The organism is Solwaraspora sp. WMMA2065, from assembly GCF_030345075.1.
Lineage (GTDB): Bacteria > Actinomycetota > Actinomycetes > Mycobacteriales > Micromonosporaceae > Micromonospora_E.
The window spans coordinates 5,444,781-5,457,780 of record NZ_CP128361.1; the positions used below are offsets into that span (position 1 = coordinate 5,444,781).

Sequence of the window (13,000 nt, forward strand, 5' to 3'; positions counted from 1 at the left end):
CGATTCACCCGAGCAGCGAGATCAGCGCCGCCAGCACCAACGCCAGCACCAGCGGGACCGCGCAGACCAGCGCCCCCACCAACGGTGTGCGGTCCGGCCGCTGGCGCGGCCCGCCGAATACGAAACCGACCGCCAGCCAGCCAAGGCCGAACGCGACCAGCGGCAGGACCAGCCCGCAGCCGAGCGCGTAGCCCAGCGGTGCCTGGTCTCCGGCGACCACGAACATGGCCAACTGGATCATCAGGACGATCACCGCGAACGGCCCGTACACCAGCAGGTTGCGAAGCCACGGCGGGGGACCGCCAGACGGACCCGCCGCGACGGCCAGGTCGCCGTTGGCGGCGTCGACCTGCGCGTGCGCTCGCGCGATCGCCGCCTGCCGGGCCGGCGACCCGACTGCCAAGGAGGCAGGCATCCGCACTGCGGCACCGACCGAAGCCCCGGCTGAGGCACTGACCGCGGCGTGGACCGCGGCTACCTCCGGCGGCATCGGATTGAGCAGGCCAGGCGGTACGCCGAGCATGACCAGTTGACGCCGCTGGACAGCGAGCCGGTCGCGCAGCACCGTCAGGTCCATTGAGCGCCGGTCGCCAGCTGGACCGTCCGTTGGCCGCCCTTGGCCGTGGCGTAGCCGGGCCAACCGTCGGGCGGCCGCTACGTACTCCGCCCACTCGTCTCCGGTGCCGTTCCCAGTCACGCCGCGCCCTCCGCAGTGTCGGCTACGACGCGCCCCTCCCCGGTGTCGGCTACGACGCGTCCCTCCCCGGTGTCGGCCACGACGCGTCCCTCCCCGGTGTCGGTCCCGGTCCCGGCCGGTTGGAACGGGACGAAGACGGTGCGCCGGTCGGTCTGCGCGTCGTACAACAGACCACGTTGCGGGCGGGGGTGCCAAGCCGGCAGCCGGCCGGCGAACCCGACTGGCCCGGCCGTCGCGGCCTGCTCGGTCACCGGCCGGTCGAGCAGGACGATCCCGGAGATCAGGTCCGGACTGGGACCGAGAAATGCCAGGAACGAGTCCGGCTGCTCCCAGCCGGAGAGCAGATGGATGCCGCGGGCCGGCCCGGAGTCCAACAGGTTGCGCAGGCGGGCGGCGGCCGGCCCGCCGAGCTCGAGAACATCGGCGGTGGCGATGACCAGGTACGCGGGGCCGGCTGCGTCGCCCAGCGTCCGGAGAACCTCCAGATCCACCACCTCGGTCGGCTGACGGACGCCGACCGCTCGGGCGAGGTCGGTCAACTGCCGGCGGTCGTGTTCGCCCATCGACAGCAACAGGATGCGGGCGGTGCCGGGCTGGTGGTGTGCCGCGGCGCTGCGTACCACCGTGGCCAGCAGGCTCGCGGTGCTCTCCCGGGAGCCGAAGATGGCGAGGTGGCGACCGGGGGCACGTTCGAACCGGAACTCCGCTGTCCGCCCCGGCAGCTCGACGGCCCGGCCGAAGAGTCCGGCTGGAGTGTCCGGCGGGTCGGCCAGCACCCGCTGGTAGGTCTCGTCCGATTCGAGCTCCGGCTGGAGGTAGCCGGCGAAGACCTGCGGCGGCCGGGCGTCGGCCGCACGGCGCGACCACAGCTGCCGGCGGAGCCCGGCCAACCCAGGCCGGTCCGTGTACGGATCCGGAAACACGACGGTACGTTCGTGGCCGCGGGTCGCCCCACGCGGGCCGCCCAGCCCGCCGGCGGTGTTCACCACTGCCCGACCCGTCGGCAGCCCGACCGCGGCGTCGTTGCTCGGCTCCAGGAGCCAGTCACCGCCGGCCAGCACCACCCGGACCGGGAACTGGCTCAGCAGCGAATCCCGCCGCCACCAGCCACCGCCGGTCGACCCGCCGGCCGGATCGGGGCCGACCCAACCGCCTGAGCCCACCCAGCCGCCCGACCCGTCAGGCTCATCGGATCCGACGCTCTGCTCCGACCCGGGAGCTGGGCCGGTCCCGGAGTCGGCGATCAGCAGGTGGACTCCGCTGCCGCGCCCGCCCCTGGCGATCCGTTCGAGCAGGTCGAGTGACTCGTCGGCGACCGGTCCGGTCAGGTCCAGCATTGGGGCCGGATCCTTGAGCACGCAGAGAACGCGGGTCGTGCCCGTGGCGGCGGCGAGCTCGGCGAACCGGGTCGTCCCATTGCGGGTCGCCAGGAAGGAGCGCCGGTCGACCTCCGCCGCCACCTGACGCAGCACCGACAGTCCGTACTCCGGGTCGGCGTCCACCCCGGCCGTCGCGATGTGCGGCAGCCCGGACGGGTCGGTGACGCCGGGCAGCACGCTGGTGAACGACTCGCCGGGCGACAGGTCCACCAGATGCAGGGTCACCTCGGCGGGATCGTGCCGTACCGCCAGCCCGTACAGGAGGGCGGTGAGGAACTGGTCCACCTCTGCGCCGGCCTGCCCGGCCACCAACCAGTGTGGGGTGATGTCGTTGAACCGGAGCAGGACCGGCCGGTGTCCGTCGAACCCCGCTGCGGCCACCAGCCCGTCGGCGGCGGATCCGGCGACCGTTCCGTCCGCCGGGTCGGGCAGCAGGTCGGTCAGCGGTGGACGGGCACCGACCTCGGACCGGGCGACGAGTTCCGCGCACACCTGGTCGATCAGCTGCTGGGGTGGCTGCCGGTCCAGGTACACCGGCGCGTCGAGACCGCCGAGGTGGTCGCCGCCCGCTCCGGCCGGCAGGTCGCGGAAGGTGTCCCCGGGCGGGTCACCGACCAGGACGTACGGATTCCGTAGCCGCACCATGGTGCTGCACGGCAGGTCGGCGCGGGTCTGCTCGGTGTCCAGCGGAGGCGGCGGCCAGCCGGCGACGACCAGATGCAGGCCATGCTCGGGGCCCACTTGGGCAAGCCGGGCGATCCGGTCGAGCACGACACCGTCGGTGAGTTCGGGCAGCGAGGCGATTATCAGCAGCATGAACCGCCCCTGCCGGTGGTGCCGGGCGACCGTCGGTCGGGCCGGTCGGATCCACTGCTCCGCCTCGGCCAGGGCGGCCCGCAGCCCGGTGACGTCGGTGGCGGCCGGGCGCAGCACGCCGGCCTCGGTCAACGGCCGGAAAGGGCCGAGCACGTCCTCGCCCGCGGCACCGACGCCGTCCACCGTGCGCACCGACACCCGTTCCGGCGGTACGGCGGCCAGCAGGCGGAGCAGCACGGCCCGCAGCAGCCCGGCGACCCGTCGGTCGCGGATGTCGCCGTCGAGCGTCAGATGCCCGCTGCCGAGGAACGGGACGACCACCGGGAACCGGGCGTCGTCCAGTGGCTGGGCGATGCCGATCCGCAGGTGGCCGACGTGGTCGAGACCGCCCATCGGCATCGTCGGGGTCTGGGCGTCGAGCGGGGCACCCCACCAGCCGGGGGCCAGCCGCGCTGCGAGGCTGCGGAGCTGCTCGGCGACCTCGTGCTGATCGGAGCCGGTGGTACGGCCGCCACCGGCCGCGTCAACCTGGTCCAGCGCGGTGACGACGGCTGCCGCCGAGCGGTGCAGCGCGGCGGCGCGGTCCAGGTCCATGCCCATGTCGACCACCTGCCTACCGCTGTACGGCAGCTCGTCCGCGAGCGCCGGTTGAGTTCAGACCTGAGACGGTATCCCAGCCGGTCCGCAGCCGGATGTGGGGTGACCGAGGTTTCCCGCCTGATCAGTACTCGTCAGGGTGCTTCGCCGGATATGTGACCAATAAGGACTCGAACCGGCTATTCAGTCTCACGTTCGCGACGGATACTGTCGAGGGGTGGAGCAGACCCGGCCGGCGGCGGCCCCTGTACGCCGTGGACGGGTGCCCAGGCAGCGGATCGCTCCCGGCGTCGGAGTGCCGCCCGTGGTGCCACCCGGCCGCCGGCTACGGCTGGCGTTGGTGCTGGCTGCCGGGATCACCGCGCTGCTCTGCCTCGGCGGCGTCAGCGTCGCGTTCGTCCTCTACACCAGCGTCACCACCCCCGACCGGGGCACCCCCGAATCGACGACGCTGGGCTTCCTCGAGGCCTACCTGGTTCAGCGCGACGACACCGTCGCCGCACTCCACCTCTGCGAGGATTCGTCGATCGCACCTCTTGCCGCCTACCGCGACAGCATCGTCGAGTGGGAGCAGCGCCAAGGGACGCTGTCCGCGATGACCATCGGGCAGCTCACTACCGAGAATGCCACGGACAGCGACGCGGTTCTGACGGTGGTGATCGAACGTCGGATGGCCTCCAGCGGCTTGATCAACAGGCTGACGGACCGCTGGCGGATCACTGCAGTGGACGAGGGCGACTGGCGGGTCTGCCGGGTGGACCGGCTGGATTGACCGGTCGACGTCACTCCACCCAGACCAGATGGACCGGCAGTTCGATCGTCTCCGGCGGCTGACCCGTCCAAACCCACCGGTACCAGGCCAGCTCGGTGGCCGCCCGAACACAGATGTCCCCATCGGCGCCGGAGTGCAACTCGGTCACCGCGCGCAGGTCGCGGCGCTCCTGGCCGTCGTCCATGTGCACCAGCCGTCGGCCGACCAGCGGCCCCGCGTCAACCACCGGCACCGGAAAACGGGGTGCCGGGGCATCCAGCGACACGAGCCGGGACAGCACGTCGCCCCGCCCGGGGTCGGTCAGCGTGTCGTCCGGCTGCTCGACCCAGACCCGGTCGGCCGGTACCAGGGGGGCGAACACCTCCACCCCCTCCGATTCGGCCCGGTACCATTCCTGCTCCGGCAGCACCGGCACGTAGGTGCGGCTGCGCTGCACGACCTTCTCGTCGCCGCGCAGGTCGCCGCGCCATCCGGTGCCCGGCAGGCCAACCCAGACCCGCCGGCCGCGTAGCGTGGCTGCGACGGCGGCTGGCACCAGCGCTGTCGGTCGCGGCGGTCGAGGCGCCCAGTTCGGTTGATCCGCGAACGGGTCCGGCATCGGGTCCCGGGTCAACGCAGTTTCCTCCGGTCGGTCAGCCACTCTCACCGAGCGGCGCGCCCCGCTCCCGCATGAACGGCACCGGGTCGACGGCTCCGCGGCTGCTGCGGTCTGCGTTGAGATGGATCTCGTAGTGCAGGTGCGGGCCGGACGAGTTGCCGCTGGAGCCAACCTCGCCGATCACCTGTCCGGCGTCTACCAGGTCGCCTTCGCCGACTTCCGGCCGCTTCACCATGTGACAGTATCTCGTGATCACCTGGTCGGCGTGCAGGATGTCGACGAACCAGCCGCAGCCACCTTTGCTGGGCGAGCCGTCGACGTCGCAGTCGAGGCGGCCGTACTGGTCCGGGTCGCACCGGGAGACGATGACGCGGCCGGCCGAGGCGGCCCGGATCAGGGTGCCTTTCGGCTGGGCGATGTCCACGCCGTTGTGTCCGGGCCGGGAGCTGGTCCGGAAGCCGGACCCGACGTTGCCCGGCACCGGTCGGGTCCATCCTGAGGCGGCGACCTCGCCGTCGGCGGCGCAGCGCAGCAGCCCGTCCGGGCCGGCGACCGCGCGGGCCGCGCCGCCGGTGAGGATGTTGACGATCCGGGTCGCCAACGGTTCGTGCTTGGCGTACGCGTCCGGGAAGGCACTGACCTGCACCCGCTGGGCGGCGTCGGTCAGCGCCATCGTCTCCCAGCCGTCGATGGTCAGCAGCTTCTGGTAGAACTTCTGCGACGAGTACGCCGGATCCTGTAGCTGTACCGGGGTGCCCCAGCCCTGGCTGGGTCGCTGCTGGAACAGGCCGACCGAGTCGTGGTCGTTGCGGTCGCCGAGATGCCCCAGGTTCCGCAGTGCCGACTCCTGCATGGCGGTTGCCACCGCGATCACCCAGCCGCGCGGCGACACCGACAGCTCCGCGCCGGTGTTGATGATCACCGCCGCGTTGGCGACCTGGTCCGGCCCGTACGGCCCGACCCGGGGCGCCTGGTCGGGGTCGACCGGGCCGTCCCGCCCGCAGCCGAAGGCGGCGAACAGCGCCGAATCCGGCTCGTCGTCGCTGAACAGCACCGCACCGATCCCGCCGGTGCAGCAGAGCAGCACCAGCGTCGCGGTCAGCGCCACGGTCAGGGCGACGTGCCGGGCGGCGCGGGTCCGCATGCCGGGGCTGTCGTTCATGCCCGCACCCAGTCGACGCCGTCGACCAGCCACTGTCCGTCGGAGCCGGTCAACCGTAGCCGCAACGTACCGGAATCCACCTCGATCACCACCTCGACCAGATTCGTCGCGTACGAAATGACCGCCGGTTCACCGGTCAACCGCTCGGCCGGCACGGCCACCGGATCGACGCCGACCAGCTTCTCGGCCAGTTCCTCGGTGGCGTACGGCCGCAGCCCGGCGTGCCACTGCTCGGCGTCGAGGCCGCGATCGAGCCAGGCGGTCGCGAACGCGACGGCGACCGTCGGCGGATCTGCGGCACCGGGGCTGGTCACCGGGTCAGGGGCAGGTGCCACCGACCGTATTCCGTCGTCACCGGCGGTCGGGTCGATGGTCAATGCCGGTTGTGGTCCGGGTGCACCCAGCAGTGGCCCGCTGGTCCCGTCATCGCGGCCGACGACCTGACCGACGCCGACCACGCTGACCACGACGACGAGCAGCACGACCGCCAGCCCGACCCGGGACCGGAAGAGGAACCGGGTCAGCAAGGCGATGACGGGACGCATTCCGGGTCACCGAGCTTCGGTACGGATGCGCGGCTTCGGCGCCTCGTCGGGCTTGCGGGTGCTGTCGGGCCGGTAGACGGCGTACTGGTGCTCTTCGGCCGGGACGTCGGGCGCGGTCCACGTCGACGCGCGACGGGGTCGGCTCGATGGTCGGGGCGACCCGGGCTGGGCGGTGGGTTCGGAGCCGTCCTCCCGGCCGTCCGGCCGCTCCCTGGCCGGTCCGGTGCTGCCGGCACCACCGGCGGGTTTGTCGCTGCTCGGGTCCTCCAACCGGGCCTCCGGCCGCACCACGGTCTGCTTGACGACGGTCTGGTCCCGTCCGTCCTTGGACTTGACCACGACCTGTTCGGGCTCGCGGGTCTCCCGGGTTTCCCGGAAGTACCGCAGGTTCCACGAACTGCCGCCGCCGTCCCGGCCGCCAAGATCGGTGATCCGCCGGTACGGACGCAGCAGCAGCCAGCCGACCATGCCGCAGAGCCAGATCAGTACCACCTGCAGCCAGCCCGGCAGGGTGGGGGTGCTCATGATCAGGTCGACTGCGAACAGGTAGACGGCCGCCCCGGTGCCGAAGATCGCGATGTTGAAGACGGCGGCGACGACCGCGTTGCCGAGTCGACGCATCCCCGCGCCGGCCGGCCGGAGCAGACCGATGGTCCCGAGGATCGGCGCGGCGACGACCGCCCAACGGAACAGCAGGAATCCGAGCAGGACCAGCAGCGACGCGGCGAGGTCGAACATGGCGAACATGGCCGCCGCGAAGATGGCGATCAGGCCGGTGCCGACCCGGTCCATCTCCCGGATGCCCTGCAGATGCTCGTACGCCTCCGGATCCTCGGTCCGGATCTGCTCGGCGACCGTCATCCACTGCTGGTTCTTCTGCGAGATGATGGCATCTCGGCGCTGCGGATCGGCTCGCATCACCTCGATTTCCGACCAGGTGAACGCCTGGGCGTCGTAGAGCGCGAAGCCGTACTTCTCGGCTGTCGGGCTGTCCGCCGAGCCAAGTACTCCGCGCAACCAGTTGCGGTACAACATGGCCGAGGTGATGGTGTCGCTGGCCCGGACCGCTGGCGGACGCTGATCGGTGCAGCGTTCGGCGTCAGCTTCCGGGCACTCTTCGGCCGGGATCTCGACGGCCCGCGGGCCGACGGCCTCGTGGACCACGCCCAGTGTGCTGGTCAGCGCCTCGTCCGCCAGGTTCGCCGAGCGGACCGGCCAGGCGGCGATCGCGGTCACCACCACCATGATCAGGACCGCCCAGCCGGCCGTCGTGATCATGTTGCTCATGTCCGACTGACGTGACCGCCAGATCAGGTACAGGCCCACCACACAGAGGGTGATCAGCCCGAAGACCGTGAACACCTCTTCGTAGATCGCCGTGGTCGCCTGCGCCACCAGCGGGTCGGCCCAGGCGTACATGGTCCCCGGATCCCAGGCCCGTTCCCGGATCGCGTTGGACGCGCCGACGATCGCGGTGGCGACCATCATCTCCAGGTTGGCGACCCCGTTGAACACACCTACGTCGGCGTTCACCACCGAGGAGGCACATCCGCCGTTGAGGTCGTACGTCGGGAACCGGTAGCCGGCGTACCCATAGTTCATGTACAGCCCGCTGGCACCTTCGGTCTGCTCGGGCTGGGTGGCGAACCAACCGCCGAAGCCGGAGTCGGGGGCGCTCGGTGCTGGCGGGTCGAGGCACTGCGCGCGGGCCGAGCTGACGTCCTGCAGTCGGTCGAGACAGGCCCGGAAGTCGGCCTGCCAGGCCTCGACCGGACACAGGTCGGCCGGTGCCTGGGCGGGCAGTTGGGCGACCGGCCCGGCCGGGGCGGCCTGGGCCGGAGCGGCCGCGCCGAGTACCGGCCAGGAGATGCTCGCCACGGCGGCTGTCAGGACGGCGAGCAGGAGCGCGGTGCACCGGGTCGCGGTCCTCGCCACGTCACACCTCCAGGTCGCTGAGCGCGGTCGGCAGACCGGCGGGTGCCGCCTGCGGCGTACCGGGTGTGGTGTCGAGGTGGTCGAGCAGTCCGTCCACGTATGAGACGTCCACCCGGACCTTCTGCACCCGACCGTCCACGTCGCGCATGATGAACTCCCGAAAGCCCAGTCGGCTCGCGGAAGAACTGTCTACGCTAGACAACGAGGCGAGCGTCGCCTCGTAACCGTCGTCGACCGGGACACGCAGCAGGCGCAGCGCCTCGGCGGCGATCTCCTCGTCCTCGGCGATCCGGCCGACGAAGACGGTGGAGACCAGGTTCTGCACGTCCAGCCCCAGGATGTCCCGTGGATTCTGCGACGAGACCAGCGCGGCCAGGTTCCACTTGCGGGAGTCGCGGGCCAGCCGGACCAGGAAGGACCGGCCGGAGCGCCAGCCCTCCATGAAGTGCGCCTCGTCGAGGCCGACGAGCTTGCGTGACCCCATCGAGCCGCCGTAGCAGCGGCGTACCGCCAGCCGGTGGGCGGTGTGCAGCATCGGCAGAGCCAACGCCTCCTCGGCCGACCAGTACTCGCGTTCGATCTTCAGGTCGGGCAGCCGCAGCCCGGCCATGGTGATCACGGTCAGCGCGGCGTCGGCACCGAGCAGGCCCGGCTCCGGCGAGCCGAAGAACAGCAGGGCCAGCGGCATCTCGGCGGTGTCCAGCAGCAGGTTGGCCAGCTCACGGCCGTCGTCGTCGAGCCCGCTGAGGCAGGCGACCACGTCGTCCAGCGTGGAGGTTTCTTCGGCGGGCACCTGGCGGACCGCGTGCCGCAGCAGGGTGGCCGTCGACGACTCCCGGGCCACCTGCGGCGGCACCAGCATCATGCAGATGTCCTGGACCAGCATCCGGCGTTCGGCCCGGGCGTTCGACACGGAAATTTCGTACTCGCGGTCGCCGGCGGCTCCGGCGGCGAACTCGCCGCGCACCGGTGTGGGGATGAGAGAGTACGGTGCCAGGGTGCCCTGTTCGGAACCGGTCAGGTTGAGCACCCGCGAGTACGGCCGTAGCTCCGGCATGGCGCAGAGCCGGGCCAGCGGCCCGGACGGGTCGAGCAGGGTGACCTGCACGCCGCGCCGGGCGGCCAGGTAGCCGAGGGCGCCGAGCAGGGTCGACTTGCCGCCGCCCGGCTCGGCGACGAAGACGGCGAGCCCGGAACGTTCCCGGACCTCCATCGGGAAGTGCAGGTCGAGGAAGACCGGCCGGCGGCAGGTGCCGGCGGTCCGCCCGATCAGGTCGCCGCGCCGGTCGCCGACCGTCGACGCGGCCTGCGGCAGCGCGGCGGCCAGCAGGTTGACCGGCATCCGTCGGATGTATCCGGTGTTCGCCACCGGCTCCCCAGGGATGAACTCCCGGGCCAGCCAGTCCTGGTTCTTCGGATGCTGCAGCGAGATGCGCATTTCCCGGGAGTACAGCTGGATCAGCCGGCGGGCCCGTTCAAGACACTCTTCGCGGGTCCGGCCACCGACGGCGATCCGGTGCCAGCCGTGCGCCCGGGCGGACTCGACCGGCAGGCCGGTGGTCATCTCGTCACCGATGTGCAGGGCCCGCTTGGCGAGCCGTTCCAGTTCCGGCGGCGCGTCGATGCCGTGCTCGGCGTAGTCCAGTTGCTGGGAGCGGATCATCCGGAGCCGGTGCTCCAGGTTGCGGAACGAGTCGGCCGGCCCGAGCAGGTCGATCCGGGAGGAGATCTCCATCGGCCACGGCAGCCGTTCGTGGAAGTGCATCCACGGCTCGTGGCGTTCCGGGATCTCCAGCGGCTCCATCCGGCCGACTGCCAGCACCGCGACGTGCCGCTCCTCGCCGGTCATCCGGTTGACCAGCTTGAGCGTCGAGCCGTACGGGGTCCGGTAGCGCTCGACCTGCTCGGTGAGGGCGAGCAGGTCGCCGCGGTCCCAGTTGCCGTTTCGGACCGGCGAGAGCATGGTTGGCGGGTTCATGCAGAGCGCGACCGACCGGTAGAGCAGCCATTCGAGTTCGCCAGCGGTGACCCGTCGACCCCGCATGCCGAAGGCACCCAGCACCTCGTCGAACTGCTCGACCATCCGGCCGAGCCGGCGGCGTTCGCTCTCGGCGACGCCGCGGCCGAACAGCCGCAGCACCCGTTCGGACAGTGAGTCGCCGAGCGACCGGCGGGCGAAGGTGATGCCCAGGTAGGTCTGCCCTTCGGCGTGGTTGACCGCCATCAGGTGCCGTTGCGCGGCGACCAGGTGGTCGGACCAGGAGACCGCGTCGGAGACGTTGGGCAGGGGGTTGCTGGTTAGCGAGTCGATGGTGCGGGCCCACTCGTCGGCCGGGAACGGCCGGGTCGTGCGGCGCAGGTGCACCCGGAATCCGGCCAGGCCGGCGTACTGCTCGGAGATGGCTGACAGCAGCACCTCCCGCTCGGCGTCGGGCCGGAACGCCCAGCGCACCTCGGGCAGCCAGTACCAGGCGGTCACGGTGTTCGGGGTGAAGGTGAGGTGGCCGGCGATCTCGGTGATGGCGAGTTCGGCGGCCGGGTCCCGGTCGGTGAACTTGACCTTCGGGGGGCGGACCGGCACCGGCTTGATCAACTTGTCCGGCCGGTCGACCTCGGCGGCCCGCCGGCGGGCACGCTTGCCCTTGCCGCTGACCGGTGCATCGGCCGGCGCCGGCCGATGCACCGGTGCGGGTGCGGCGCGCTGTTGGGGCGCGGGCGCGGCGTGCTGCTGGGATGCAGCGTGCTGCGGCGTCGCCGGTAGCCGGCGTTGTGTCGGTGCGCCATCTTGCTGCGCTGCCTTGGCCCCGTGTGTCGGCTCGGGCCGGCTCCGAACGTGTTGCGCGGTCGGACCGGGCCGGCGGGTGGCGGCGGGCGGTGGCGGCAGGGCCGGTGCCGGTGGTGACGGTGGCACTGTGGACGCCGAGGTGGCCGGCTGGCCGTCACGAGGTGGGGCCGATTCGGCTGCCGGGGCCGGGTCGGCGGCGGTACGCGGGGTGGGCGTGGCGGCTCGACGCTGGACCGGCGGTTCGGGTGGCGGGGCAGGGGGACCGGACAGCGCCGAGCCGATCGGCCCAGCGGGTGGGGTGTCCCCGGCCGACGCGTCGCCGGGGGTCCCCTGCGGATCGTGCCGGGCGGGCGGTCCGATGGCAGTCTGCTGCGCCGGCGGTGCGATGGCATCGTGCCGGGTGGGCGGTTCGATGGCGTCGGGCCGCGTCGGTGCTGCGATCGCGTCGTGTTGGGCCGAGCGCCGGATCGCCGTGCGTGGTGTGCGGCCCGGCTGATGGCCACCGGCCGGGCCGGCACCCGGGAAAAGGTCCAAGAAGGGCGAGTCGATGTCGGTGCTGTCGCTCATACCGGCTCTGGGATTGGGCACTGGTGGTGCCGGCGGCGGGGTTCGCGTTGGCCGGCTGCCGCGGGATGCCGCGGGTGCCTGAAAGAAGGCGACCGCGCCGTGGCTGGGGCTGGTGACCAGTTCGGTGTCGGTCGACTCGTCCAGCTCGGCGGTGTCGTAGTCGGTCGATCGCTTACCGTTACCGCTGGTGCCGGACGGCTGACCGGCCGGGTGGGAGGAGCCCGGCGGAAATGATCGACTCATGCCATCGCCTCACGCCGCCGGCCGGCCGGGTGGACAGCGGCTGCGGTTCGGTGGTCGGTGCGGGTCATGCCAACTCCTCCCGGATCCGGATGTGGCTGGCGATCAGTCGCGGGTCTCGCTGTTCAGTGGCGGGTTCCCTGGTGCGGCGCCAGTCGGTGAGGGCGGTCCGGACCACCATCCGGGCGGGCCGATCCGGGTCGACGTACCGGAAGATGAAGGAGGTGGTGACGATCGCCAGCGCGATCTCCCAGGCGGGGAAGAGTTCCACGGTGAAGGTGAACGCCCAGTGGATGAACATGTAGAGCGGTACGAGGAGGATGAACACTCCGTACTGTGCATACGGCAGGTGGATCGGCAACGTGTAGCCGGGCGGGCCGAGGTAGACCAGCCGGGCGCGGTAGATGTCGTCGTCGGTACGCAGCCGCATCCTGTGCCCCGCGCTCTATTCGAACATCAGGTTGATGAGGTAGTCGCCGACGAAGAAGAGCGTCGCCGCTCCGGCGATGAACGCCAGACCCACGATCGCGATCGCGGAGCTGGTCAGGACCTTGGAGATCTCGCCCTTGCTGGCCCGGCCGATGAAGATCACGCCCAGCACGGCAAGCAGGATCGGCGCGACCTTGCTGGCGAGGAAGGAGACAACGCCCTCGGTGTTGAAGCCGGTCGGCGCCGGGTCCGGCTCGCCAGCCGGCGCGGCCAGCAACGGAAGCGTGTCGACCACGGACGCCATGGCGGCGTTGACCGTGTCGACGAGCGTTGTTTCGATCATGGGAACCTCCCCGGTGTGCGGCCGGCGAAGCCGGGGCACTGCAGTTGTCCAGCCTCACGGACGTGTCGGGTCGTGCCGCGAGTTTCGACCCTGCGTCCGGCGATCACCGCGTACGGTGATGATTTGTGGGCTTTT

General features: G+C 71.6%; 10 protein-coding genes. 1 reads left to right on the forward strand and 9 read right to left on the reverse strand.

Going from position 1 to position 13,000, the window contains the following annotated elements; translation table 11 throughout:
• Positions 1 to 4 precede the first annotated feature (4 nt).
• Together O7610_RS24730 and O7610_RS24735 are read right to left on the reverse strand one after the other, a co-directional pair.
• Entirely contained in the window at positions 5 to 697 is a 693-nt protein-coding gene (locus tag O7610_RS24730; RefSeq protein WP_289211983.1) for a hypothetical protein, read from the reverse strand.
• Positions 694 to 3,492, reverse strand: a complete 2,799-nt coding sequence (locus O7610_RS24735; protein WP_289211984.1) for an FtsK/SpoIIIE domain-containing protein — start codon at positions 3,490 to 3,492, stop codon at positions 694 to 696. The genes O7610_RS24730 and O7610_RS24735 overlap by 4 nt, the downstream gene beginning before the upstream one ends.
• A gap of 214 nt (positions 3,493 to 3,706) precedes the next feature.
• Between O7610_RS24735 and O7610_RS24740 the strand changes: the two genes are divergently transcribed.
• The gene (locus O7610_RS24740; protein WP_289211985.1) at positions 3,707 to 4,261 is read left to right on the forward strand and encodes a hypothetical protein; all 555 of its coding nucleotides are present in this window, start codon (positions 3,707 to 3,709) and stop codon (positions 4,259 to 4,261) included.
• Between the two features lie 10 nt (positions 4,262 to 4,271).
• On the opposite strand, the gene O7610_RS24745 is transcribed toward O7610_RS24740, so the two are convergent.
• The 7 genes from O7610_RS24745 to O7610_RS24775 form a co-directional block, all read right to left on the reverse strand.
• On the reverse strand, positions 4,272 to 4,859 hold the full coding sequence (locus O7610_RS24745) for a hypothetical protein (protein ID WP_289213684.1): 588 nt from the start codon (positions 4,857 to 4,859) through the stop codon (positions 4,272 to 4,274).
• A 34-nt stretch (positions 4,860 to 4,893) separates the two neighbouring features.
• On the reverse strand, positions 4,894 to 6,021 hold the full coding sequence (locus O7610_RS24750; RefSeq protein ID WP_281552795.1) for a M23 family metallopeptidase: 1,128 nt from the start codon (positions 6,019 to 6,021) through the stop codon (positions 4,894 to 4,896).
• Positions 6,018 to 6,566, reverse strand: a complete 549-nt coding sequence (locus O7610_RS24755; RefSeq protein ID WP_281552796.1) for a hypothetical protein — start codon at positions 6,564 to 6,566, stop codon at positions 6,018 to 6,020. Before O7610_RS24755 ends, O7610_RS24750 begins: the two co-directional genes overlap by 4 nt.
• A gap of 6 nt (positions 6,567 to 6,572) precedes the next feature.
• Entirely contained in the window at positions 6,573 to 8,501 is a 1,929-nt protein-coding gene (locus tag O7610_RS24760; protein WP_289211986.1) for an MFS transporter, read from the reverse strand.
• A 1-nt stretch (position 8,502) separates the two neighbouring features.
• Positions 8,503 to 12,096, reverse strand: coding sequence for an ATP-binding protein (locus tag O7610_RS24765; protein WP_289211987.1), 3,594 nt, complete (start codon positions 12,094 to 12,096; stop codon positions 8,503 to 8,505).
• A 64-nt stretch (positions 12,097 to 12,160) separates the two neighbouring features.
• Complete coding sequence (locus O7610_RS24770) at positions 12,161 to 12,523, reverse strand: hypothetical protein (RefSeq protein WP_123603834.1); 363 nt, start codon at positions 12,521 to 12,523, stop codon at positions 12,161 to 12,163.
• Between the two features lie 15 nt (positions 12,524 to 12,538).
• Positions 12,539 to 12,826 (reverse strand): hypothetical protein, encoded by a 288-nt coding sequence (locus O7610_RS24775; RefSeq protein WP_233606437.1) that lies wholly within the window; start codon positions 12,824 to 12,826, stop codon positions 12,539 to 12,541.
• Positions 12,827 to 13,000 lie beyond the last annotated feature (174 nt).

What these genes read in the sequence shown, in the direction of transcription:
- O7610_RS24750 (WP_281552795.1), bottom strand. Translation starts at nt 6,021, where the DNA reads ATGAACGACAGCCCCGGCATGCGGACCCGCGCCGCCCGGCACGTCGCC.
- O7610_RS24765 (WP_289211987.1), bottom strand. Translation starts at nt 12,096, where the DNA reads ATGAGTCGATCATTTCCGCCGGGCTCCTCCCACCCGGCCGGTCAGCCG.
- O7610_RS24745 (WP_289213684.1), bottom strand. Translation starts at nt 4,859, where the DNA reads ATGCCGGACCCGTTCGCGGATCAACCGAACTGGGCGCCTCGACCGCCG.
- O7610_RS24735 (WP_289211984.1), bottom strand. Translation starts at nt 3,492, where the DNA reads ATGGGCATGGACCTGGACCGCGCCGCCGCGCTGCACCGCTCGGCGGCA.
- O7610_RS24770 (WP_123603834.1), bottom strand. Translation starts at nt 12,523, where the DNA reads ATGCGGCTGCGTACCGACGACGACATCTACCGCGCCCGGCTGGTCTAC.
- O7610_RS24755 (WP_281552796.1), bottom strand. Translation starts at nt 6,566, where the DNA reads ATGCGTCCCGTCATCGCCTTGCTGACCCGGTTCCTCTTCCGGTCCCGG.
- O7610_RS24775 (WP_233606437.1), bottom strand. Translation starts at nt 12,826, where the DNA reads ATGGCGTCCGTGGTCGACACGCTTCCGTTGCTGGCCGCGCCGGCTGGC.